The 24,746-nt window shown below is 42.1% G+C and carries 16 protein-coding genes; all 16 read left to right on the forward strand.

The window, feature by feature from the left end; all coding sequences use genetic code 11:
- Positions 1–25 precede the first annotated feature (25 nt).
- The 16 genes from bsdcttw_RS04850 (at position 26) to bsdcttw_RS04925 (ending at position 24,737) form a co-directional block, all read left to right on the forward strand.
- Positions 26–730, forward strand: a complete 705-nt coding sequence (locus tag bsdcttw_RS04850) for an L-ribulose-5-phosphate 4-epimerase (RefSeq protein ID WP_185258271.1) — start codon at positions 26–28, stop codon at positions 728–730.
- Between the two features lie 32 nt (positions 731–762).
- Entirely contained in the window at positions 763–2,367 is a 1,605-nt protein-coding gene (locus tag bsdcttw_RS04855) for a xylulokinase (protein ID WP_185258272.1), read from the forward strand.
- A gap of 190 nt (positions 2,368–2,557) precedes the next feature.
- Positions 2,558–4,393: a sensor histidine kinase gene (locus tag bsdcttw_RS04860; protein WP_185258273.1), complete on the forward strand. Its 1,836-nt coding sequence runs from the start codon at positions 2,558–2,560 to the stop codon at positions 4,391–4,393.
- A gap of 4 nt (positions 4,394–4,397) precedes the next feature.
- On the forward strand, positions 4,398–6,050 hold the full coding sequence (locus bsdcttw_RS04865) for a response regulator transcription factor (RefSeq protein ID WP_185258274.1): 1,653 nt from the start codon (positions 4,398–4,400) through the stop codon (positions 6,048–6,050).
- Positions 6,051–6,290: 240 nt separating this feature from the next.
- Entirely contained in the window at positions 6,291–8,021 is a 1,731-nt protein-coding gene (locus tag bsdcttw_RS04870) for an extracellular solute-binding protein (protein ID WP_225903797.1), read from the forward strand.
- A gap of 75 nt (positions 8,022–8,096) precedes the next feature.
- Positions 8,097–9,059, forward strand: coding sequence for an ABC transporter permease (locus tag bsdcttw_RS04875; protein ID WP_185259712.1), 963 nt, complete (start codon positions 8,097–8,099; stop codon positions 9,057–9,059).
- Between the two features lie 13 nt (positions 9,060–9,072).
- Positions 9,073–9,999 (forward strand): carbohydrate ABC transporter permease, encoded by a 927-nt coding sequence (locus bsdcttw_RS04880; protein ID WP_185258275.1) that lies wholly within the window; start codon positions 9,073–9,075, stop codon positions 9,997–9,999.
- 203 nt (positions 10,000–10,202) lie between these two features.
- Positions 10,203–11,723 (forward strand): carboxylesterase/lipase family protein, encoded by a 1,521-nt coding sequence (locus bsdcttw_RS04885; protein ID WP_185258276.1) that lies wholly within the window; start codon positions 10,203–10,205, stop codon positions 11,721–11,723.
- Between the two features lie 16 nt (positions 11,724–11,739).
- Positions 11,740–13,029 (forward strand): glycoside hydrolase family 27 protein, encoded by a 1,290-nt coding sequence (locus bsdcttw_RS04890; RefSeq protein ID WP_185258277.1) that lies wholly within the window; start codon positions 11,740–11,742, stop codon positions 13,027–13,029.
- A 155-nt stretch (positions 13,030–13,184) separates the two neighbouring features.
- Positions 13,185–14,984 carry a sensor histidine kinase gene (locus bsdcttw_RS04895; protein ID WP_185258278.1) on the forward strand — a complete coding sequence of 600 codons (1,800 nt, stop codon included), beginning with the start codon at positions 13,185–13,187 and terminating at the stop codon, positions 14,982–14,984.
- Positions 14,984–16,510: a response regulator gene (locus bsdcttw_RS04900; RefSeq protein ID WP_185258279.1), complete on the forward strand. Its 1,527-nt coding sequence runs from the start codon at positions 14,984–14,986 to the stop codon at positions 16,508–16,510. Before bsdcttw_RS04895 ends, bsdcttw_RS04900 begins: the two co-directional genes overlap by 1 nt.
- Positions 16,511–16,626: 116 nt before the next feature.
- Complete coding sequence (locus bsdcttw_RS04905) at positions 16,627–18,378, forward strand: type 2 periplasmic-binding domain-containing protein (protein ID WP_207726493.1); 1,752 nt, start codon at positions 16,627–16,629, stop codon at positions 18,376–18,378.
- Positions 18,379–18,481: 103 nt separating this feature from the next.
- The gene (locus bsdcttw_RS04910; RefSeq protein WP_185258281.1) at positions 18,482–19,402 is read left to right on the forward strand and encodes an ABC transporter permease; all 921 of its coding nucleotides are present in this window, start codon (positions 18,482–18,484) and stop codon (positions 19,400–19,402) included.
- Positions 19,403–19,419: 17 nt separating this feature from the next.
- On the forward strand, positions 19,420–20,340 hold the full coding sequence (locus bsdcttw_RS04915; RefSeq protein WP_185258282.1) for a carbohydrate ABC transporter permease: 921 nt from the start codon (positions 19,420–19,422) through the stop codon (positions 20,338–20,340).
- A gap of 167 nt (positions 20,341–20,507) precedes the next feature.
- Positions 20,508–22,664: a glycoside hydrolase family 3 C-terminal domain-containing protein gene (locus bsdcttw_RS04920; RefSeq protein WP_185258283.1), complete on the forward strand. Its 2,157-nt coding sequence runs from the start codon at positions 20,508–20,510 to the stop codon at positions 22,662–22,664.
- Between the two features lie 150 nt (positions 22,665–22,814).
- Positions 22,815–24,737, forward strand: coding sequence for a sialate O-acetylesterase (locus tag bsdcttw_RS04925; RefSeq protein WP_185258284.1), 1,923 nt, complete (start codon positions 22,815–22,817; stop codon positions 24,735–24,737).
- Positions 24,738–24,746: the final 9 nt, after the last annotated feature.

Raw genomic sequence — 24,746 nt, forward strand, 5'->3', positions numbered from 1 at the left:
GCGTGTTTATAAAATGGAGGTTCAGATGCTTGAACAATTAAAGGAAATTGTATACCAGGCTAACATGGAGCTGCCAAAGCGGGGTCTTGTGACCTTTACCTGGGGCAATGTAAGTGCTATGGACCGTGAGAGCGGATACCTGGTGATTAAGCCCAGCGGAGTGGATTATGAAACCATGAAAGCAGAAGATATGGTAGTGGTGGACCTTGAGGGGAATCATATTGAAGGCAGATATAACCCCTCTTCGGATACAGCCACTCACATTGAATTATATAAGAAATACCCGGAAATAGGAGGTATTGTCCATACCCATTCTACCTGGGCTACCTCCTGGGCACAGGCGGGCAGAAGTATTCCGCTCTATGGTACCACCCATGCAGATTATTTTTATGGTCCCATACCCTGTGCCAGAAGCCTGACAGAAGAGGAAATAAACGGAGAGTATGAGAAGAATACCGGGCTGGTAATTATAGAGACTCTTACGGAAGGAAATATTAGTCCAACAAGTATGCCGGGTATCTTGCTGACCAATCACGGACCCTTTACCTGGGGAAAAGATGCTTCTCAGGCAGTGCATAATGCAGTTGTTTTAGAAGAAGTGGCTAAGATGGCCTGCCATACAGAAATGATTAATTCACAGGTAAAACCGGCACCGCAGGTAATTGCCGATAAACACTATCTGCGTAAGCATGGTGCCAATGCCTATTATGGGCAGAGCAAAGGCAATTAAGGTTATCAAAAAAAATAAGGGAGGAAGAGTGGATGAGCTTTGCCCATGAGAATGTCAAAGAAGTCATTTTAAATGGAAAGACAGTTCTTGGTATTGAACTTGGATCTACCAGAATCAAGGCAGTTCTAATCGATGAAAAACATCAAACAATTGCATCAGGAAGCTATGACTGGGAGAACAGCTATGAAAATCACATATGGACGTACAGCCTGAAGGAGATTTGGGAAGGATTGCAAGACAGCTATCAAAAGGTGGCAGAGGAAGTTAAGAGTAAATATGGTATCCCGTTAAAAAAAATCGGAGCAATTGGTTTTAGTGCTATGATGCATGGCTACATGGCTTTTAACAAGGATGGTGAACTGCTGGTTCCTTTTCGTACCTGGCGTAACACAATTACCGAGGAAGCTGCCAAGAAGCTGACGGAAGTCTTTGATTATCCCATTCCCCAAAGATGGAGCATTGCCCATCTATACCAGGCAATTCTGAAAGGGGAGGAGCATGTGGGAGAAATCTCTTATATGACTACTCTAGCCGGCTATATTCACTGGAAACTGACAGGAGAAAAGGTGGTCGGCATAGGAGAAGCTTCCGGTATGTTTCCGATAGATATTGAAACCAAGGATTATTACAACCGCATGACAGAGCAGTTTGACAGTCTGGTTGCGGAGAAGAAATTCTCCTGGAAGTTAAGAGATATCCTTCCGAAGGTAATGGTAGCCGGTGAAAGAGCCGGTGTATTGACGGAGGAAGGAGCAAGTTTACTGGATACCAGCGGAGAACTTATTGCGGGAATACCTTTTTGTCCGCCGGAAGGAGATGCAGGTACCGGAATGACTGCTACCAACAGTGTGGCGAAAAGAACAGGGAATGTATCTGCCGGAACCTCCGTATTTGCTATGGTAGTACTGGAGAAGGAGTTATCCCGTGTATATCCGGAATTGGACCTTGTCACTACACCGACAGGCAGCCTGGTCGCAATGGCTCATTCCAATAACTGTACTTCTGATCTCAATGCCTGGGTCGGACTTTTTGATGAATTCACTCGTTTAATTGGGGTGGAGTTGGATGCGGATAAGCTTTATGGAACACTCTACCGGCAGGCAATGGAAGGTGATGCGGATTGCGGCGGACTGCTCTCCTATGGCTACCTTTCCAGTGAGCATATTACCGGAATTGAGGAGGGAAGGCCTTTGTTCCTCCGGTCATCTCAGAGCAGATTTAATTTGGCCAATTTTATGCGAGTAAACCTTTATACGGCTCTTGGTGCTCTTAAAATAGGTCTTGATATTCTTTTGAAAAAAGAAGGCGTACAGCTGGATAAGATGTATGGGCATGGAGGCTTGTTTAAAACCAAAGAGGTGGGACAGAGTATTATGGCTGCCGCAATCAACGCACCGGTGTCTGTTATGGAAACAGCCGGTGAGGGCGGTGCTTGGGGTATTGCACTTCTTGCATCCTACATGAGTAACAGAGAAGAGGATGAAACCTTGGAAGAGTTCCTTACCAATAAAATATTTGCAGGTGTTGAGGGAGATACAATAAAACCCGGAGCGGATGATGTTGCAGGTTTTGAGGAATTTATGAAACGGTATGTAAGAGGGCTGTCCATTGAAAAAACCGCAGGTGAATACTTTTAAGTAAGGATATAAGAATATTCAGGAAGACTTCATAGCTTTTTACACGATAAAAATGTGTTAGAGGCTGTGGAGTCTTTTTTGGAGCATTATATGAAAACAGTTGAGCAAAAATTGGCAGGTAAAAATTAGAAAATCAGTGTATATTAGTTTTAGCTATAAAAATGCAGTACCTTTTTAAAGGAGTCAAGTTATGGTGAGGAATAGGAAAGCCAGTGATGCAGATGCCAGAGAAAAGAGATGGTACCAAAAGATTTTTAATAGTCTCCTCCTCATAATCAATAACAAAAGCATCCAGAAGAAAATTACATATGTATATTTACTGTGCGTACTGCTTCCGACCATTGTAACCAACGTAATTATCCTGGGAAGCAGCATCAGGATATCGGCCAGGGAGAGAGAAGCCAACATTAATAATATTGCGGATTCTGTCAGCCGTGAGATTGTAAAATCCCTGGAAAGCGCGGTATATGTAACGGTAGATTTGTACACCAGTATTTCCATGAATGACTTTCTGGACAGGCAATATGAAACCGATGGCGACTATTTCGATAAATATAGTGCTGTCTTTAATAATTTTGTATTTTACGCCAGTTCCAAACATCTTATCAGTGACATTACCTTTTACTCGGATAATTCCACAATGATAAACGGCGGGAAATATTACCGTATTGATTCGGTTCAGGAGGAAGGGTGGTATAAAGCCTTTCATCAGGCTGGTACAGATCTCTTTGTTTATTCCTATTATCAAAACAATAAGAACATAAATAACAAAAAGCGTATGGTTTCAGTTATTCGAAAACTAGATTATATCGGACTTAAAGGAAAAGAAAAGCTGGTGAAGCTGGACTTAAATTATCCGCAGATTAATGAGTCAGTGGGCAGTTCGGCTTATGATACTACCGTTTATGTGTGCCATGGAGATCGTATCATATTCACAAATACCAAAGAGGAAGTAGGAATAAACAAGGATTTTTTAAAAACCTCTGAAATCAATAAAAAGGATATACAGGCATGCCGGGATGTAGTGGCTTATGGAAGCGATTGGAAGGTTTATGTCACTGGTTATAGGTCCAACTTCATGGCATCCTTTAAGCATAATCTATTGCTTATGTCTGTACTTTTTCTGGCTGATGCCATAATTCCCGCCATTATGCTGGCATTGTTCAGCAATTCTATTACAAGAAGGATATTGTTGCTGGGGCAATATTTTGAAAAAATAAAGGGTGAGAAATTTGAGCTGATAGAGTCGGAAGAAGGGAAGGATGAAATCGGAGAGCTGCTGGAAAATTATAACCATATGTCCCTTCGAATGAAGGCTCTGATTGAACAGGAGCTGAAAAGTAAGCTGGAGCAGCAGGAACTCATATTAGCAAGGCAGCAGGCGGAGCTTCTGGCACTTACCAGTCAGATTAATCCCCATTTCCTATTCAATATACTGGAGAGTATACGCATGCGCAGTGTTTTAAAAGGGGAGGAAGAGACCGGCTGCGTTATCGAAAGCCTTGCGAAGCTAATGAGAAAAAGCGCCGATTGGGGGACGGATTATATCACACTAGAGCAGGAAATAGGTTTTATGAAGGATTACCTGGAACTCCAGAAATATCGCTATGGGGATGATTTCCATTACAAGATTAGAATAGATGAAACGTTTTATTCTTTTAAAATACCGAGTCTGGTACTGGTCACTTTTGTGGAAAATGCCTGTGTTCATGGATTTAACAGAGCAGGACATTATGGTTCTGTTTTTGTGTCCGCCTATCAAAAGGAGGATTATTTGTACCTGGAAGTTGAGGATACCGGAATAGGAATGGAAATGGAGCAGGTGGAAAAGCTTGAAAGGGAACTGAATGAAGGAGATATCAGCAGTTTACAGAAGTCCGGCAGTCTTGGCATGCTCAATGCCAGCATCAGACTCCGAAAATTTAACGGTGAGGAAACACGGATATTCATAGAAAGCAAGACAGGTGAAGGGACTTGTATTGTAATAAGGCTTCCTATGAAAGGATATTTAGTTGAAATGGGGTAAATATATGAGTGATGAGAAGGATATGTTACTTAAGGTTTTGTTAGTGGATGATGAGCCATTTATTCGAAAAGGACTGGCAGCTCTTATTGATTGGGAAGCAGAAGGATTTGTTATAGCAGGGGAAGCACAAAACGGCTGTGAGGCGGTACTCAGACTTTCCGAGGAAGATTACCAGCTTGTTATTTCAGATATCAGAATGCCGGATATGTCAGGAATTGAGCTGGTAGAGGAGGTAAAGACAAGGAAAATATCAGATGCGAAGTTTGTACTCTTGAGTGGATTTTATGACTTCCAATATGCAAAGTCTGCTATTCTTTACGGCTGCAGTGACTATGTCCTAAAGCCCATACAGAGGGAAGAACTGCTTAATGTCCTAAGAAGAATACAGAAAAAGATAAGAGAAGAAGCAGGTGGCAGAAGAGATAAGAGTATTTTTGAAAAAGCATATCTGGATCGTAATCTGTTAGCATTAATCTGGGGTAAATATGATGAGATCAATTTAAGATATGCCAAGGAAAAGCTTGAGTTAAAGGGCAGAATCAAGTACATACATCTGGAGATCAGCCTGCTGGATGAAAGATTTTTAAGTCTCTCCGAGGAGAAAAAAAGAGTTTTGCACCGGCAGCTCTATAATTATGCAGCATTGCTTTTTAAAAGACTATCGAATCATGTGATTTTTGGTGTTACAAAAGAGGGAGAGTGCTACGATATAGGAATAATCTACTCGGAACTCATGCCGGATAAAAAGAATATGACAGATGAGGAATGGCTTGACTGGATTTTAAAGGAATTGCGGGAACGCATGGGATTTGAAATTACAGCATTTTTAGGCGGTTGGGTTAGTAAGCTGGAGGATATTGCTTATTCCTACAGAGAAGCAGCAATGGCCAGATCATTCTGTTTCTACAAAATTCCAAAGAAGGATATCAAAAAAGAACCTGCCCAAGGAGCCGGGAAAAAAGCTATACAAAATAAAAATCAACAGGATGAGTACCTCCGAAAAGAGCTGGACGCATTGATTCATGGGATTGAGACCGGGGATAAGGAATTTATAAAAGAGAATGCAGGAGAACTTTACCGGAAAATGATGGATAAAGGCTTGGATTCGAAGTTGATTGGAATGAATATTCAGTACTATGTTTACCGTTTATTAGGCCTTGCTTATGAAATTGAAAATGACATTAACCAGGAAGAGGTAATGCAATATATACAGGAAGAGGTTTTTTCCTCCGGTATGCCTTGGATTAACGAGGTTAAGTTCCGAAAGTTTGCAGAGGATTATTCCGAATATCTGCTGCAGCTTCGGCAGAATTCAGCAAGAGGGATTATGAACCTGATAGAAGCAGAAATTGAGGCCAATTATTCTGATAACTTAAGTCTGAGGTCTATGGGGGAAAAGTATTATCTTAACAGTGTATACCTGGGACAGATTTTTAAAAAGCGTTATGGCTGCTGCTTCAAAGATTACATTAACGGAGTTCGTCTGCGAAAAGCCGCAGAGCTGCTCTTACGTACGGAAGAAAAGGTATATGAGATTGCGGAAAAGGTTGGATATAAGAATACGGAATATTTTATCAATAAGTTTGAGAGCACCTATGGAGTAACACCTGCCAGATTCCGTAAGAGGAACTGCGAAGCGGAGAAAATTTCAGTATAATATAACTAGAAGGTCAAAATGCACAATTTAATACTGGTTAGACTTATTAAATTAGACATATATACTTTGCAATGATTTTATATATACTTTGTATGAGTTTTGCTTTGTGCAATTATGCTAAAATAAGATGTCGCTTAAGTGAAGCAAAACATATTAGGTCAGGTTGAAAAAGACAGTTCTTTTACAGCAGCTGATCAACGATTACCAGACAAAGTCTGGAAATTCAGGAAAGGGGACATTATGAAAAAGCAATTTATTGCAGGTTTGATGTGTGTTGCTATGGTTTCACTCTTATTCGCGGGCTGCGGTAAGAATGATTCCAAAAACAGTAAAAATGCATCAGCAAACACCACAGTTACAGAAGGAGCATCGGGCGGGGATACTCCCACAGCTAAGAAAATCAAGGAGTTTACAGCTTTTTTTGACAGACAGGGCTCGGAGATTAATAAGGATAATGAAATCCAACAGATTATAGCAGACAAAATAGGAGCTAAATGCAAGGAAACCTGGTTAACGGGACAGACCGGAGAAGAAGCTGTCGGTATGCTGATTGCCAGCGGTGAATATCCGGACTTTATCGACTGGACACCGGAGCTGCAGGATGCAGGAGCATTGGTTCCCATTGACGAATTACTTGATAAGTATCCGAATATTAAGAACTTCTGGAGTGATGTACAATGGAATTCCTTAAAGCAAAAGGATGGACATATCTATTCCATTCCGCAGTTCGGCAAAATCAATGAAAAGGCAATGGATACCCAACAAAGCGGAGAAGCTTTCTGGATTCAGACAAGAGTTCTTAAGTGGGCAAATTATCCGAAGATTGAAACCTTGGATGAGCTCTTTAAACTCTTAGAGGATTATTCCAAAGCTAATCCTACCATGGCAGATGGCTCTTCCGTTATACCATTTGAAATTCTGGATTATGACTGGTACTATTTCTGCCTTGAGAATCCGCCTCAGTTCCTGGACGGATGGCCTAATAACGGCCGTTGCATTGTAGATCCTAAGACTTATCTGGTACAGGACTATAATACAACCAATACCGCAAAGAGATATTTCCAGAAGCTTAATGAAGAGTACAATAAGGGAATTATAGATTCAGAATTCATGACAATGAACCATGATCAGTTCCTGGAGAAAGTGGCTTCCGGACGTGTCCTTAGTATGGTAGAGCAGCATTGGGATTTCCAGACAGCAGAAGACTCTATTAAAACACAGAAGCTTGATGGCTGTACCTACGTTCCTTTAGGCTTAACGATTGATAAGGGAATGCATGAAATGTATTATACCACCGGGGAATCCACAGTGCTTTCCGGCGGGTTAAGTATTACAAAGAGCTGTAAGGATGTAGAAGGAGCACTTCAGTTTGTAAACGATCTCTTAGATCCTGAAATCTCAACCCTGCGCAGCTGGGGAGTTAAGGATGTGGACTATAATGTTGGATCTGACGGACTCTTTACCAGAACTCAGGAGATGAGAGATAATGCGGTAAACGCAGAATACAAGGCATCACACTTATGCACTTATAGTTATTTCCCTAATTATAGCGGTATGAATCCGGACGGAAAGAATGCGGCTACACCGGATACCCAGCCCAATGAATTTTTCCAGAGCTTAAGGCCTGAAGTTCAGGAATGCCTTACTGCTTATGGTGCTAAGACCTATGTGGGAATGTTGGATTACAACGAAATTGACTGTATGAAGGAACCCTGGTATCCGATTTACTCTTTCGTAGGAGAGATGACAACGGCAACTCCCGGAGGTCTTGCTTGGGAGAAGATGGACCAGGTTAAGAAGGAACAGCTTCCTCAGGTAGTAATTTCAGGGAACTTTGAAGAAGCCTGGGATACCTACCAGAAGGCATACAATAAAGCAAAACCGGAGGATTTCCTGAAAGAGGTTCAGGAGGCGGTTTACCATAGAATTGAGCTGGTTACCGGTAAAGATGTAAGACCTGCAGGCAAATAGGCTGAAAAGTTGGCAGACGGCAGCTGACAGATTGCAAAGCCGTCTGCCATGACTAAAAGAAAGTATGGTATGTTTATGGCTGGATTGAAACATATGAAAGGGGAAAGGGTAAAAAGACGAAACTCTGATATAACCTGGAGAAAAATAGTAAGGCAAAAAGAGCTGATTCTTCTTACCATCCCTTTTATGATATATGTCCTTATATTTAATTATGTGCCGATTATTGGATGGCTGATGGCATTTCAGAATTATAAGCCCCAGGACGGTTTTTTTGGATCTGAATTTGTAGGATTAAAATGGTTTAAATTCTTATTTGTAGATAACCCTGATTTTATAAGAACTATCCGGAATACCCTTGCTATGGGAGTAATTAACCTGGTATTAAGCTTCCTCTTTGCAATTGGGTTTGCGATGATTTTAAATGAAGTTGTTCATAAAACACCTAAGAAATTTGTGCAGACAGTATCTTACCTGCCGCATTTTCTGTCCATGATCATCGTATGCGGTATTCTTCAGGATGCATTGTCAACGGATCATGGAATAATAAATGATTTTCTTATCAACCTGCATCTTTTAAAGCAGCCGGTTAATTTCTTTACCCATAAGGAATATTTCTGGTGGATTGTAGGTTTTGCTAATGTATGGAAAGAAACTGGATGGAACAGTATTATATATCTTGCTGCAATTACAGCAATTAACCCTGACCTATACGAGGCGGCATCCATTGACGGAGCGGGTAGACTCCGTAAAATGTTACATATAACCTTACCGGGCATTAAACCAACGATTTTTATCCTGCTGTTAATTAATATCGGGAATGTCTTGAATGCCGGCTTCGAGATACAATATCTCCTATCCAACGGTTTGGTTCAAAGCGTATCCCAGACCATAGATATCTATGTGTTGAAATTTGGTATCAGCCAATGCAACTATTCACTTGGTACGGCAGCGGGTATTTTTAAGAGTGTGGTGAGCATTATACTGATTCTTCTGGCAAATGCAGCAGCAAAGGCAGCCGGAGAAGAGAGACTTTTCTAGGGAGGTATTGATAATGAGCACCGGCAGTACAGTAATTTCAAAAAAACATAAAAGATACCGGATAAAGGATGCGGTTTATTATTTTATCATAGGATTAATCCTAACAGTATTTGTAATCGTTACAATCTATCCGATTATAAATACTCTGGCAATCTCCTTTAATGATGCCATGGACAGCTTAAGAGGCGGTATCTATCTGATACCCCGTAAATGGACGATGAATAATTATATTACAGTACTTCATAAGGATAGTATGGTAACAGGACTTGCCATATCGGTTTTGCGAACCGTTATAGGTACCATACTGCAGCTTTCTGTGACAGCATTGCTTTCCTTTGTGGTAAGCCGAAGAGATTTTGTCTTTGCAAAACCCGTAAATATTATTTATGTATTGACTATGTATGTAAACGGAGGTCTAATTCCGGGATTTTTATTGAATAAAACACTGGGATTTACAAACAGCTTCTGGGTTTATATTATACCTGGAATGGTAAGTGCTTTTAATATGCTGGTCATCCGAACCTATATGAACGGACTGCCGGATAGTCTGGAGGAATCTGCCCAGATTGACGGAGCAGGGTACTTTAAAATCTTTTTAAAGATTATCGTGCCCCTTTGTAAGCCGGTATTCGCGACGGTAGCGCTGTTCATTGCCGTAGGCCAGTGGAATTCTTGGTTCGATACTATGCTTTATAACAGAATGGCAGAGAATCTGACGACATTGCAGTATGAATTAATGAAACTTTTGTCTTCTGTGAGTCAGCTGAGCGGAAATGCGGATACGGCAAGAGCTGCCAGCTCTGTTAGCGGAGCTCAGGTTACCGTAAAATCAGTTCGTGCCGCCGCAACAATTCTGACCTGTATACCCATTGTGGCATTATATCCCTTTTTACAGCGGTATTTTGTAACTGGTATGACAATCGGCGGAGTGAAGGAATAATGAAGGCATTTGGATAAAAATAGTAAGAAGGAGACCCTGCTGTCTTTTAGACACGGCAGGACCTCCTTTTTATGGCGTATAGTAAGAAAATAACAGATAGACACCAGTGTCATCGCAATCCACACTGCAAGCAATTGAGATTGCTCAGGCAGGATGATTAACGAATAAAATAATTGATAGCTTTATACAGGAAAGGAGAAGTTATGTTAAGAACAGCAAAAACAGAAAATGGAATAGTACGTGGGCTTCCGGCTGCGGACCCAAGGATAACCAGTTATAAGGGGATACCCTTTGCAGCACCTCCCGTGGGGGAATACCGCTTTCATGCCCCTATGCCGGCGAAGGATTGGGAGGGGGAATTAAAAGCATTTGAATTCGCCCCTATTTCCATGCAAGCACCTACCGTGATTGATGTAAATAATATTTATACCAGAGAATGGGCAGTGGACCCGGATATCCCTATGAGTGAAGATTGTCTCTATCTAAATGTATGGACACCTGCCTGCTCTGCAGAGGAAAAGCTTCCTGTTTATGTCTGGTATTTTGGAGGAGGCCTTCAGGTGGGGCACACTGCGGAGATGGAATTTGACGGGGAACGTATAGCACGCAGGGGGATTGTTGTGGTAACCGTTAATTACAGACTCAATGTCTTCGGCTTTTTATGCCATCCGGAGATTACAAGTGAGAACCCTCAGGCTCCGGCTAATTTTGGTTATCTGGACCAGCAGGCGGCTACAAGATGGGTAAAGAGGAATATCGCTGCTTTTGGCGGAGATCCTACTAATATTACGATTGGAGGCCAGTCAGCGGGAGGCGGCAGTGTCTTAAGCCAGCTCACCTCACCTCAAAACGAGGGCCTTTTTCAAAGAGCCATCGTCCAAAGCGGATTTTTTGGTGTGGTTTACCCGGAGGCCTTTAATCCCTTTTCAGGAAAGACTCTTTCGGAAGCAGAGCAGGAGGGAGTAGAATTTTTTAAGTTCCTGGGGGTTGAGAGCTTACAGGCGGCCAGGGGACTGGAGGCAGAATATATCAACAAAAAAGCACTGGAGTATAAGCACTTTTGGGGACCGGCAGTAGATAATATTTATTGTATCGGGGATTCCCTTGAATTATTTGTAAGCAATAAACGTCTTCCGGTTCCGGTAATGGCAGGGCATACCTCACAGGAGTTTATCCAATGGATGAAGGCTGAGAGTATGGAGGAGTTTGAGAAGACTGCTATTGATTGCTATGGGGACCGTGCCCATGAGTTCTTAAGGATATGCAAAGCAGAAGATGACGATGTGAAGACGGCAGTTGAAAAGAGCGGAATCCGCGGAATAGAATACGCAATTCGAATAGCTGCCAATGCAAATTCCAAGACCGGTATTAATACGCCGTTTTATTACTATAATTTTGATGCTGAGATTCCCGGCTGGGATAATCCGGGAACCTTCCATTCGGTGGATCTTTGGTTCTTTTTTGAGACCCTGGCGAAATGCTGGCGGCCCTTTACCGGAAAGCATTATGATCTGGCCCGCCAGATGTGCAATTACTGGTCTAATTTCATTAAAACCGGAAACCCTAACGGTATAGATTCAACCGGAGAGGAATTGCCCTTATGGGAGCCCTATACCGAGGAGAACCCCTATGGCATGGTATTTGGGGATAAAGCTGAATTTGCAAAAGAAGAGCCGGGAGAACTGGTAAGCTTCTTAGTAAAGGAATACTATAACAAAAAGTAAGCGTAAGGAGCGACAGATGAATAAGAATAATTTTTCTCTTACACCACCTATGGGATGGAACAGCTATGACTATTATGATACGGCAGTTAACGAGGAACAAGTAAAGGCTAATGCAGATTATATGGCCGCTAATCTAAAGGAGTATGGCTGGGAGTATGTGGTAGTGGATATCCAATGGTATGCCCTCGATGCAGGTACCCAGAGAGACAGATACCAATATATTCCGTTTTGGGAAGTGGCTATGGATGAGTATTCTAGGCTGGTGCCTTGTACGGACAGGTTTCCGTCGGCAAAGGACGGACAGGGTTTTAAGCCTCTGGCCGATTATATCCACAGTCTTGGCTTAAAATTTGGTATTCATATTATGAGAGGAATTCCAAGAGCTGCCGCTCATGAACACAGAAAGGTCTTTGGCAGCGATGCAACGGCCAATGAAATTGCAGATCCTTCCTCCATCTGTTTCTGGAATCCGGATATGTATGGATTAAGGGCTGACAGGGAAGAATCCCAGGCATACTATAATTCTCTTTTCGAACTATATGCACAGTGGGGAGTGGATTTTGTAAAATGTGATGATATTTGCCGCTATGACATGCCCTCCGCAAAGAAAGAGATCGAGATGCTGCATCATGCCATCCTAGCCTGCAAAAGACCGATAGTATTAAGTCTTTCCCCCGGGCCGGCCTTGATCAATGAAGCCTGGCATTATGAAAAGTATGCAAATATGTGGCGGATAACCGATGATTTTTGGGATAGCTGGCCACTGCTTAAGAATATGTTTGAACGCTGTGAACTATGGCAGAACCATGTGTCTGAGGGGTGTTATCCGGATTGCGACATGCTGCCTTTGGGCTATGTGGGAAAAGGTTTTGGAGAAGAACGATACACAGGTTTTACGAAGGAAGAGCAGGTAACCATGATGACCCTCTGGTGCATGTTCCGTTCGCCTCTTATGCTGGGAGCAGAATTAACGAAGCTGGATGAATGGACAAAAGGGCTTTTGACCAATAAGGACGTATTAAGGCTTCTTACTCATTCTATAGGAGCAAAGCAGATGTACAGAGATTCAAAAAAGGCTGCCTGGTTGTCCAGGGACACGGAGGAGAACGCCTGGTATCTGGCACTCTTTAATCTGGAGGACACAGAGGGTATTATAGAGTTCAAGGAAACAGAGCTGGAAGAATCTATATTTAAAGGAAAAGCCTATGAGGAACTATGGACCGGAGAAACTATCCGGGCAGCAGATAATAATTTTTCTGTTCGGATAGCTGCTCATGGTGCAAAACTCTATAAAGTAATAGAGTAAAGCAGATAGGGCAATATTACTGGAAATTTGGTAATATTGCCCTATTTTTGTGCCATAAAACATGAAAAATAATAATATTTGACCATAAGATAGCAATAATAAAGTAGATGTTATGGTAAAAATAAATTATCATGGAAGGAGGAGGAAGGTTTATTGTGGAGAGAAAAAATAATTATCTTTGGGGAAAGAATTTTTTGAGCAGAATATCTCTGTTCAAAAAAATGTTGATTTTATTCATTGGATGCGCCATTATTCCGATTACTACCCAAGCATATTTTTATTATATTGATACGGAGAAAAGCATTCAGGAAAATATGCTGCAAAAGGTAAGTGAAACACTGGATGACAAAGCTTATAAGCTCTCAGGAGAATTGTCCACAGCACTTGCTCTGTCCAGAAGACTTGCCAAGGATGACTCCCTCAAGGGAATGATGGATACGAATTTTAATGACGAGAAAAGTTACCTTGAAACCTATCAAAATAAAATAAAACAGATCTTATCCTTAAATCTTCCCTATTATCAACAGATCAGGGGATTAGCAGTATATACGGACAATCCCAGTGTCTTAAATGGTATTTATGTAAAGAAGGTTATTCCTTTTAATGATGTTCTTTTAGGAGAAGAATTACTGGATATAAAGGAAGCTTGGATTACTACCAGTCAGGGCAAATCACAGCTGCGTATTGCAGTTAGTTCCAAAGAGGGCATCTCAGGTGACCGCAGTATCAGTATTATCAGCTATATGAATAACTATAACCAATACAGTAATTATAACAAAGTAATAAAGGTGGATTTGTATATTCCTTATTTTATTAACATTTTAAAAGAAAGTAATTTATTTGAAAATATGATTGTGGCTGACAGTAACGGGCGGGTGGTGATGGCAGCCAATACCTACAGTGTCAGCGGGGGATTCAGTATCTACAATCCGGATGAGGTGAAGGAAGGAATTGTGGTCCTAAAAAAAGAGATTAATGGTTTTCCCCTTTCTGTTTATGGCTTTTATGATGCAAAAGTAATAGCGGGGGAATTCAAAGAAAGCAGGATGAATAGTCTGTATGCCTCCTTTATTGCCGTAGTACTTGCTACTCTCTTTTGTTTTGCCATAACTTTGAATATAACCAAACGTATACGATTAATGGTAAAGCAGTCAAAACATATCGCAATGGGTAATTTTGTGCAATCGAAATATCCGGTAAATGGAAATGATGAAATCAGCCTTTTAGAAAACAGTATGAACCAGATGAGCTGCCAGTTAAAGGAGCTTATTGAGCAGGAATACCAAAGAAAGCTTCTGCAAGTAGAGTTGGAAAAGGAAACGACTCAGGCTAAGCTCTCAGCTCTGCAAAGCCAGGTAAATCCTCATTTTCTGTTTAATGCTCTGGAGAGTATCCGGTTAAAAGCCCTGTCCAAGGAGGAGGAAGAAACGGCGACCATGATTAAGTATATGGCAAGGATGTTCCGCCAGCTAATCAACTGGAAAGATGATATCGTGATGCTTCAGGATGATATGAAGTTCCTTGAGGAGTATCTGATTATTCAGAAATATCGTTTTGAAGATGAATTTACCTATGAAATTGAAATTGATGAGGAAGTCAGAAACTGCCGGATTCCAAAGATGATTATACAGCCACTGGTGGAGAATGTCTGTGTTCATGGCGTAGGTGCCATACCAAGAGGCAGGCAGGTGAAAGTATCTGCTAAAAGGGAAGCAGAAATACTCGTTATTAAAGTTAAGGATAACGGAGTGGGGATGCCGGCGGAGAAATTACAGGCCATAAGACTGGCCTTAAAGGGAAAGGAACAACCGGCAAGCATAGGTTTGTATAATGTGTACCAACGGCTCTTATTGTATTACGGGGAGAATTTTGATTTCCTCATTGAAAGTGCTATGGGAGAAGGGACGGAATTTAGGATTCATATACCAATAAAATATGCGGAGGGGGCAGAGTAATGTATTCTATCTTAATTGTGGATGATGAAAAAGCGATAAGAGAAAATCTATCGAAAGCGATACCTTTTGATGAATATGGTTTTTTTATTGGTGGTACGGCTGCTAACGGTGCTGAGGCATTGGAACTGCTACCTGTACTGAAACCGGATATGATACTGTTAGATGTCTGCATGCCGGTAATGGATGGATTGGGATTCTTAAAGGAACTAAAAAAAACCGAATACAGTGACACAATTGTAATTATGCTTTCCGGCTACAGCGATTTTGAATATGCGAAAAAGGCTATGAGATACGGTGCGAAAGGCTATGTAACTAAGCCGGTGGATGAGGAAATTCTGCCTTTATTAACGGAAATGAATCAGGAGCTTAGAAAGAGCAGTTACCAGAGGCTCATGAAAACACAAATGGATGACTTAAGGCTGCTAAATATGCTCTATAACGGAAAAAGCTGGGACAGAAGTATATTTGGTAAATATATTTTAGTGCATTGTATAATATTGAAGGCTACTGTGGATGACGGGGAGGATAATCCCTATAGTATTGTTCAGAATTGTATGGAAAATTTGCTAAAGGAATACGGAAACTGCCTTTTTAGAACAAAGGGCTGTATTTTAACATATCTGATACCAAAAGAAATCTTTCATTATTATGATGAAAGTGAAGAAATTTTTGCAAAACATCTGCTGTACCTGTTAAGGGAGGAAAAGCTTCAGTGCAGCCTTTTACTGGATAAAGAGGTATTTGGAAACAGTGACTCCGCTTTTCGTGAGGACTACAATGCTAACCTGTATACCATGATGACGGAAGTATTCTACGGAAAAACCGGTGTTATCGATATTACAAAACTAGCTAAAAATAACCGGGTGGAACGACTGAACCGGGAAGAATATTTTATGGAACAGCTGAGGAGATATCTGCTGGAACTGGATAAAGCCTCTATCCAACGAGAATTTGATGCCCTCATGGAAGAAATAGAGGGAATTCGCCTTCGGATTGAATATATCCAGGAAATCAATTTCAGAATTTATTATCTTTTGGCGGATACAATTGCTTCAGAAAGCAGTAACAGCAGGGAGGAACCGATATTAACCCCTCCTGAGTGGCTGGAATATATTTATTTTTATACCTTTGACAAATGGAAGATGCTGCAGCTAAGCGGGATAGAAGAAGCCTTCCGGTATATTGAAAGCCGGAGAAGTATTGCAAATCTTGGCGTCTGCGGCAATATCATTGAGTATGTCCACAGACATTTCAGAGAACCTATCACTTTGCAGCAGGTAGCAGAAAATTTCTATATGAACTCTGCTTATCTGGGACAGATCTTTCAAAAGGCTACGGGAGAATCTTTTAAGAGGTATGTAAATAATCTGCGCATTGCAGAAGCGAAAAGGCTTCTAAAACAGACTGACGGACTGATTTATGAAATTGCTTACCAGGTGGGATACGTAGAAAGCAAGTATTTTATTGAGAAGTTTGTAGCACATGTGGGAATGAGTCCCACCGAATATCGGAAAGCAATCGTTTAGTCTATTGGATTGTATAAAAAAATTGGAATGAGAGCTATAGTTTTCGGAGTGAGTTAAGAGCAGCGGAATGGTAAGATAAAGACACCAAATAAAGAAAGGTGGCAAAGCTATTGAGTATGAAAAAAGTTATGGCTATTTTAATGATCGTATGCATTATGGTATCAATGACCGCATGCGGTAAAACTGGGGAGAACAAGGCGAAGAACACAGCAGCAGTCACTGAAACACCTGCTGCCACAGAAACACCTGCCGCTACGGATGACAGCAGCAAACCTGATACTACAGCAACTGCTCCGGGAGATATCTACGGAGGTTTAACTGCATTACCGGATGCCGGTGACCCGATTACTTTCACAATGTTTGTCCGCGACCCGGGAACTGTTCCCTCTAAGGATAATCCGGTTCTGAAAAAAATCACAGAATTAACCGGTGTTACCATTGATTTTGAATTTTTGGTAGGAGATTTAGATTCTAAGGTTGGTGTTATGATTGCCGGTGAGGATTATCCCGATGCAATTTTTGCCGACAATGCTAAATTTACCGATGCAGGTGCTTTTATTCCTCTGGAGGATAAACTAAAAGACTATCCCAACCTGAATGACCACTATAGTCCTTATGCCGATAAGATGACAGCAGCTGACGGACATCAATACATACTGGAACTGTATGGTGCCAGAAAAAATGCAGCACCTATTTTTAACAATACCGGTTCAGGCTTCTTTATACAGAAAGCTGTATTGGAAGAGGCCGGATATCCTATTCCTAAGACCCTTGATGAATACTTTAAACTGATTGAAGATTACAAGACAAAACATCCTGATATTGACGGTGTTAAGACAGTCGGATTCGAAGTTCTGTCTGATGGCTGGAGAGATTTCTGCCTTCGTAACCCGGCTCAGCATTTGATGGGCGCTGGTAATGATGGTGATGTTTATGTTGATTTGAATAATTATACGGCTTCTCTGTACCAGATCAGTGATACAGCGAAGGCTTATTACAAGAAATTAAATGACGAATACCAGAAAGGTATTATTGAAGCAGAAACATTTACAGAAAGCTATGACCAATATATATCAAGAATTTCCACCGGCGCTGTTTTAGGTTTCTTTGATCAGCAGTGGGATTTTGCCTCCGGTGAAAATGTATTAAAGAATGATGGAAAATATAACCGTACTTATGTAAGCGTACCGATTACGAATCCCGGTGTAAAAGATGGTTATCTGGATGCTCCAAACAATACCATAACCGGAAATAATGGTCTTGGTATTACGATTAAGTGCAAGAATCCTGAAAGATTATTAAAATTCTATGATTGGCTCTTACAGCCTTCTGTTCAGAACTACTTACAGTGGGGAGAAGAAGGAAAAGATTACACACTGACTGCTGACGGCGGAAAAGTACTTACTGCAGAAAGACGTGCAATCAACAATGATACAGCGAAGAAACGTGACCTTACGGGTGACACTTTGTGGCAGTATACACCGAAGCTTCAGGGACTTTATGATGATGGAACACCTTGCGGCCCTGGAGATTCCAAGGATGAATACCTTGCAAGCCAGTCCGATTATGATAAGCAGTTCCTGGCAGCATACAATATCCAGTATCCCGCTCAGTTAATGTCAGATCCGGTAGAGCGCCCCACTTATTATCCGGTTTGGTCCATGACCATTCCAGATGGCAGTGATGCCAAAGTTGCCAATACCAAGATGGTAGATATCTGCAGAAAATACTATCCTCAGCTGGTATTATGCAATCCTTCCGATTACGATAAATTATGGAATGAATTCTTAAAGGAAATAGAAAATGGTAATGTTCAGCCATATTTGGATGAAGTAAATAAACAGATTGCAAAAGCTATGGGAAAATAATATACCTGGCAGGAAAACTTATATAAGGGGCTGTTGCAAAGGAGTAAATCAGCTATTTTGCAGCAGCCCCTTCACTTAAAACCTTTGAAAGCAGGAGGCAAAAATGACACGGTACAAAAAGAGTTTTCAAAAATTAAAGGCGCAGAGGTCTCTGCTCTTCATGATTATACCCTGTATGATATTTACGTTTATTTTCAGCTACTGGCCGTTACGGGGATGGATTATGGCTTTTCAGAACTTCAGACCTGCTAAGGGTTACAACGGCTCGGAATTTGTCGGGCTGAAACAGTTTAAGTTCTTGTTCAACGAGCCGGATTTCTGGTTGTCTTTTCGGAATACCCTGGGCATGTCCATCTTGAGCCTGGTATTTGGTTTTATCAGTGCAATTGTTTTTGCACTTTTATTAAATGAAATTCGTATGCTGGGATTTAAGAAATTGACACAGACAATTTCATATTTACCCCACTTTTTAAGCTGGGTTATTGTTTGTTCCTTAATAACGAATATTTTATCATCTTCCGATGGTATGTTAAATAATCTGCTTCTGGGACTTGGCATAATTGATAAGCCCATATTGTGGCTGGGAGTAAAAAAGTATTTTTGGTGGATTGTAGCATTTTCTAACGTATGGAAAGAAATGGGGTGGAACTCCATTATATATATTGCTGCCATGAGCGGAATTGATTCTGCTCTTTATGAAGCAGCAGAAATCGACGGTGCGAACCGTTACCGCAGAATGTGGCATGTAACCCTTCCGGGTATCCGGTCCACAATTATTGTTATTATGATTATGAACCTTGGCTGGATACTCAATTCCGGTTTTGAGGTACAGTACTTATTAGGCAGGGGCCTTGTTCAGGATGTGGCTCAGACCTTGGATATCTTCGTATTAAAATATGGCATCAGCAACGGGAATTATTCCCTTGCAACAGCTGCCGGTATCTTTAAATCTGTAATTTCCATTGCACTGGTTATGTCTGCAAATTACCTGGCCAGCAAGTTTGGTGAAGATAACCTAATATAATCAGGGAGGAAAAGAATATGACTCACGAAATAAAAGTAAAAGAAAAAAGAGAGCGTGGTTTGGAACCGTTGATATTTCATTCTCTGAATGGTCTATTCATGCTTATTATCATTGTCATCATGCTGTATCCTTTCTGGAATACCGTGGCAGTATCCTTTAACGATGCTCAGGATTCCTTAAGAGGCGGAATTACCTTATTCCCCCGTATAATATCAACCTACAGCTATGAGATGGTCTTTAAGAATCCTCTCCTTGCCAGAGCTGCGTTAAACTCCATCTTACGAACTGCTCTTGCTACAGTTCTTGGCGTATTTATCTGCTCCTTAATCGGGTATGTGCTGTCACGTCCTGAGTTTGTCTGGAGAAAGTTCGTAACCAGATACTTTATTATTACAATGTACATATCAGCCGGCTTAATACCTACCTACTTCCTGATGAAGGACCTTAACCTCATCAATAAATTCCTGGTATATATTCTGCCCGGACTAATCAGCGTATTTAATGTCATTATTATTAAATCCTTTATGCAAAACCTTCCGGAAAGCCTTTCAGAAGCCGCTAAGGTGGATGGGGCCGGTTATTTCAGATGTTATTGGCAGATTATACTGCCCTGCTGTAAGCCTGTGCTGGCGACGGTTACTCTCTGGTGTGCGGTTGGAGCCTGGAATTCCTGGTTTGACACCTTTCTTTACTGCTCCAGCAAGGATAGTCTTACTACATTACAGTATGAAATGATGAAGCTGCTTTCTTCCGCCATGGGAAGTGCTTCGAAGGATGCAACCTCCATTTTCAGTCAGACCACCGTTACCCAGACGGTTACCCCTACATCTATGAGAGCAGCGGTAACCGTAGTGGCCTCCCTGCCGATTCTGGTGGTATATCCATTTCTCCAAAAATACTTTGTAAACGGAGTTACCGTTGGTGCCGTAAAGGGCTGAAATTTGGCAGTGATTCCTTCTGAAATGATAAGTGTATTAACAAAGAGCAATATATGAGGGCAGAAGAGCACTAGGTGACAGGCCAGACGCAGTAGAAAGGTTTATAATTATTTTCGGTGGAAATATAAACCATTTAACAACTATCAATAAATAAATGGAGAGAATCTATGTCTGAATTGGTTCATAACAGTATAAAAATCGAAGAGTACAGAAAAAGAGCAGAAGAGCTGGTCGCACAGATGACATTGGAAGAAAAAGTATTTCAGATGCTTCACTCTGCCCCAGCTATTGAAAGACTTGGGGTAAAGGCCTACAACTGGTGGAACGAAGGACTTCACGGAGTGGCCAGGGCAGGAGTGGCTACGGTATTTCCCCAGGCAATCGGCCTTGCCGCAACCTTTAATGAGGATTTATTGGAAGAGGTAGCGGATGCCATCTCAACGGAAGCCAGAGGAAAATTCGCCATGCAGCAGGAATTCGGCGATACGGATATTTATAAAGGGCTGACCCTCTGGTCGCCTAATATCAATATTTTCCGCGATCCCAGATGGGGAAGGGGGCATGAGACCTATGGAGAAGACCCTTACCTGACCTCCAGATTGGGGGTACGTTTTATACAGGGAATCCAGGGACATGACGAGAACTTCTTAAAGGCGGCTGCCTGCGCCAAGCATTTTGCAGTACATTCAGGACCGGAAGCTTTAAGGCATGAATTTAATGCGGAAGTATCCATGCAGGATTTATACGAAACCTATCTGCCGGCCTTTAAAGCCTGTGTGCAGGAGGCAGGTGTTGAAGTTGTAATGGGAGCCTATAACCGTACCAACGGAGAACCATGCTGCGGCAGCAGTCTTCTCTTGAAGAAAATCCTAAGAGAGGATTGGGGGTTTGAGGGACATGTAGTGTCTGACTGCTGGGCTATTAAGGACTTTCATGAAAACCACAAGGTCACGGCAGGCCCGGTGGAATCCGTAGCACTGGCAGTAAAGCAGGGATGTGACCTAAACTGCGGCAATATCTTTGTTTACCTGCTTCAGGCGGTGGAAAAGGGGTTGGTTACCGAGGAAGAGATAGATAGAGCGGTTATCAGACTGTTTACTACCAGAATGAAGCTTGGATTATTTGAAGAAAAGGAAAAAATGCCTTATCAAGAGATTACCTATAAGCTGGTGGACTCTGATAGGATGAGAAGGCTTAACAGAAAGGTTGCCAGAGAATGTCTGGTGCTTCTCAAAAATGAGAATCAGCTTCTACCTTTGAATAAATCAAAGGTGAAGACTATCGGGATAATAGGGCCAAATGCAGACAGCAGAAAGGCCTTGGTTGGTAACTATGAAGGAACAGCCTCCAGATATGTGACTGTATTGGAAGGATTAAAGGATTATTTGGGAGAGGATGTCCGGGTATTCTATTCTGAAGGGTGTCATCTGTATAAAGATAGAATAAGCGGTCTTTCTGCCAGCAACGATAGAATTGCAGAGGTGAAGGGGGTCTGCAAGGAAAGTGATGCAGTAATCGTTTGTCTCGGATTGGATGCTGATTTGGAAGGAGAAGAGGGCGATACCGGCAATCAATTTGCCAGCGGAGATAAACTGGATTTGAGATTTCCGGGCTTGCAGCATGATATATTGCAGGCAGCTTATGAAAGCGGAAAACCCGTTATTCTGGTAGTTTTAAGCGGAAGTGCTATGGGACTTAGCTGGGCAGATGAACATATTCCCGCCATTATTCAGGGCTGGTATCCCGGAGCAGAGGGAGGCAGAGCGATTGCGGAAGTAATCTTTGGCGAACATTCCCCGGAGGGAAAACTGCCTGTGACCTTTTACCATACGGAGCAGGAACTGCCGGACTTTACGGACTATTCCATGAAGAACCGAACCTACCGCTATTTGGAAAAGGAAGCCTTATATCCCTTTGGCTATGGATTATCCTATACTTCCTTTGAGATAGCCAATATCCGTCCGGATAATGCCCTTATAACAGAAAAAGGGGTAAATATCTCGCTGGATATATCCAATACCGGTAAATTGCCGGGAGGAGAAGTGCTGCAAATTTATGTGAAGGCGGAGCGGGAAGCCACTCCTAATCCTCAGCTAAAAGCTTTTAGAAAGGTATACCTGGCACCAGGGGAAAAGAAGGAGCTTAACATAGAACTCCCTCATACGGCTTTTAGCCTTTGTGATGAGAATGGCATCGGAAAAGTATTACCCGGAAAATATACCGTATATGTAGGAACCTCTCAGCCGGATACCAGAAGCCGTGCCCTTACGGGAAGAGAGCCGGCAGCTTTTGAAATTAAATGTATGAATGAGTTAAGCTGCTAATCCAGGCCGCCAGAGACCGACTGGTAAACTTTTATATAAAAAAATGCTTCGAGGGTCTAAAACTTTGTCTTTGCACAAAAGCAGGAGTTTTGACCCTCGAAGTATATAAATTCGATACCGACGAAGTAAAAAGAAAGAAGGTCAGGGACAGTGAACACAGAACAACAATTCAGGCTGCCAAGGCTAATAAGTGATGGTATGGTACTGAGACAGGGAAGAACGGCAAATATATGGGGATATGCCAGTCCGGGAGAGCGAATTGCCGTACGGTTTCTGGGAGAGAACACAGAAACTGTCACCGGAATAGATGGCAAGTGGATTGCGCGGTTATATGACCTTAAACCCGGAGGACCCTATGAGATGCTTATCACCTGCGAAAGCGAAGAAGAAATCCGGTTAAAGGATATCTTGATTGGGGAGGTATGGGTTTGTTCGGGCCAGTCCAATATGGAATTGCCTATAAGCCGTGTGGCCGATCGGTATCCCCAGGTAAGAGAAGATGAGGGGAATACAAATATCCGTGTCTTTAAGATTAATGAAAAGTATAGTTTTCATGGACCCTTGAAGGAATTGGAATCCGGTCATTGGCAGGCTGCCGCAAAAAGCACTATTATGGATTTTTCCGCAGTGGCCTATTTCTTTGCACAATATTTGTATGAGGCGGCTTCTATCCCGGTAGGTATCATAAACGCAAGTCTTGGCGGATCACCTGCACAGGCCTGGATGAGTGAAGAAATGCTGGAAGATTTCTTAGTATATAAAGAGGATATAACAGCCTGTAAAAATGATGACTTTATAACGGCCCAGCTGAGCAGAAATGAGACCCTTTCGGAGGAATGGTGCAATTATCTGGAGGGACAGGATGAAGGGTTAGGCAGAGAAGGCCAGCCCTGGTATCATCCGCAGTTGCGGGATGAAGATTGGCAGGAGATTACTCTCCCGGGGTTTTTCGCCGAAGCGGGACTTAAAGATTTTACAGGGAGTTTGTGGTTTCGAAAAAAAATATATCTTTCGGAAGACACAGAAGGAAAACAAGCCACTCTTTTGCTGGGAACCATCGTAGACAGTGACGAAGTATATATAAATGGCATATTAGTCGGCAGTACCCCTTATCAGTATCCACCGAGAAAATACACGGTGCCGGAAGGAATTTTAAGAGCAGGAGAAAATACACTAACTGTCAGGGTGGTGTGCGATACGGGAAATGGACGATTCACACCAGGAAAGAGATATGCCCTTATAACAGAAAGGGAAGAGATTTCCCTGGAGGGCTTATGGAAATACCGGGTTGGCGGTGTATGCGGCAAAAGACCGGAAACAATCTTTATCAGTTGGAAGCCCACAGGACTTTATAACGGGATGCTGGCACCCTGTCTGGATTATACCATAACCGGCGCTCTTTGGTATCAGGGAGAATCCAACACTGGCAGCCCGGATAATTATCAGGAACTGTTCCAAAAACTGATAGGAGGCTGGCGAAGAAATTGGAAGCAGGGAGATTTTCCTTTTCTTTTTGTTCAATTACCAAACTTTTCGATTGATATACCGGCTGGAGATATGGGGTGGCAAAAGATACGGGAAGCGCAACGCCAGGCACTGAAGCTTCCAAACACAGCTATGGTTGTGTCCATTGATCTGGGGGAAGATAACGATATTCACCCCACAAAGAAGAAAGAAATTGCCTACCGTCTTTCACTTTGTGCAAGAGCTCTGACAGGATTGGAGGAATTGGAATATAGCGGTCCCCAGGTAATGGAAGCGGTACTAAAGGGGGAGGAGATAGTCCTGACCTTTTCCCATGCGCAGGCGGGTATGGTTACACAAAGCGGCAGCCTTAATCCCGGTAATTTTTTGATAGCCGGTAAGAATAAGCAATACCAAAAGGCGGAAGCTGTGATCTCAGGCAATCAGGTTATCTTAAGATGGCAGATTTCAAAGGGAGAAACAATGGTGCAGAGACCGGAATATGTTCGTTATGCCTATTCTGGCAGTACAGAGGAGGCATTGCTGTACAATAGGGAAGGCCTCCCGGCCTCACCTTTTGAAGTAAAAATAAAACAGAATGACAGATAAGGAGGTACA

This window comes from Anaerocolumna chitinilytica (genome assembly GCF_014218355.1).
GTDB lineage: Bacteria > Bacillota > Clostridia > Lachnospirales > Lachnospiraceae > Anaerocolumna > Anaerocolumna chitinilytica.

Excerpts from the sequence above, each read along its gene's own strand:
- bsdcttw_RS04850 (WP_185258271.1), top strand. The coding sequence starts at position 26 with ATGCTTGAACAATTAAAGGAAATTGTATACCAGGCTAACATGGAGCTG.
- bsdcttw_RS04855 (WP_185258272.1), top strand. The coding sequence starts at position 763 with ATGAGCTTTGCCCATGAGAATGTCAAAGAAGTCATTTTAAATGGAAAG.
- bsdcttw_RS04860 (WP_185258273.1), top strand. The coding sequence starts at position 2,558 with ATGGTGAGGAATAGGAAAGCCAGTGATGCAGATGCCAGAGAAAAGAGA.
- bsdcttw_RS04865 (WP_185258274.1), top strand. The coding sequence starts at position 4,398 with ATGAGTGATGAGAAGGATATGTTACTTAAGGTTTTGTTAGTGGATGAT.
- bsdcttw_RS04870 (WP_225903797.1), top strand. The coding sequence starts at position 6,291 with ATGAAAAAGCAATTTATTGCAGGTTTGATGTGTGTTGCTATGGTTTCA.
- bsdcttw_RS04875 (WP_185259712.1), top strand. The coding sequence starts at position 8,097 with ATGGCTGGATTGAAACATATGAAAGGGGAAAGGGTAAAAAGACGAAAC.
- bsdcttw_RS04880 (WP_185258275.1), top strand. The coding sequence starts at position 9,073 with ATGAGCACCGGCAGTACAGTAATTTCAAAAAAACATAAAAGATACCGG.
- bsdcttw_RS04885 (WP_185258276.1), top strand. The coding sequence starts at position 10,203 with ATGTTAAGAACAGCAAAAACAGAAAATGGAATAGTACGTGGGCTTCCG.
- bsdcttw_RS04890 (WP_185258277.1), top strand. The coding sequence starts at position 11,740 with ATGAATAAGAATAATTTTTCTCTTACACCACCTATGGGATGGAACAGC.
- bsdcttw_RS04900 (WP_185258279.1), top strand. The coding sequence starts at position 14,984 with ATGTATTCTATCTTAATTGTGGATGATGAAAAAGCGATAAGAGAAAAT.
- bsdcttw_RS04905 (WP_207726493.1), top strand. The coding sequence starts at position 16,627 with ATGAAAAAAGTTATGGCTATTTTAATGATCGTATGCATTATGGTATCA.
- bsdcttw_RS04910 (WP_185258281.1), top strand. The coding sequence starts at position 18,482 with ATGACACGGTACAAAAAGAGTTTTCAAAAATTAAAGGCGCAGAGGTCT.
- bsdcttw_RS04915 (WP_185258282.1), top strand. The coding sequence starts at position 19,420 with ATGACTCACGAAATAAAAGTAAAAGAAAAAAGAGAGCGTGGTTTGGAA.
- bsdcttw_RS04920 (WP_185258283.1), top strand. The coding sequence starts at position 20,508 with ATGTCTGAATTGGTTCATAACAGTATAAAAATCGAAGAGTACAGAAAA.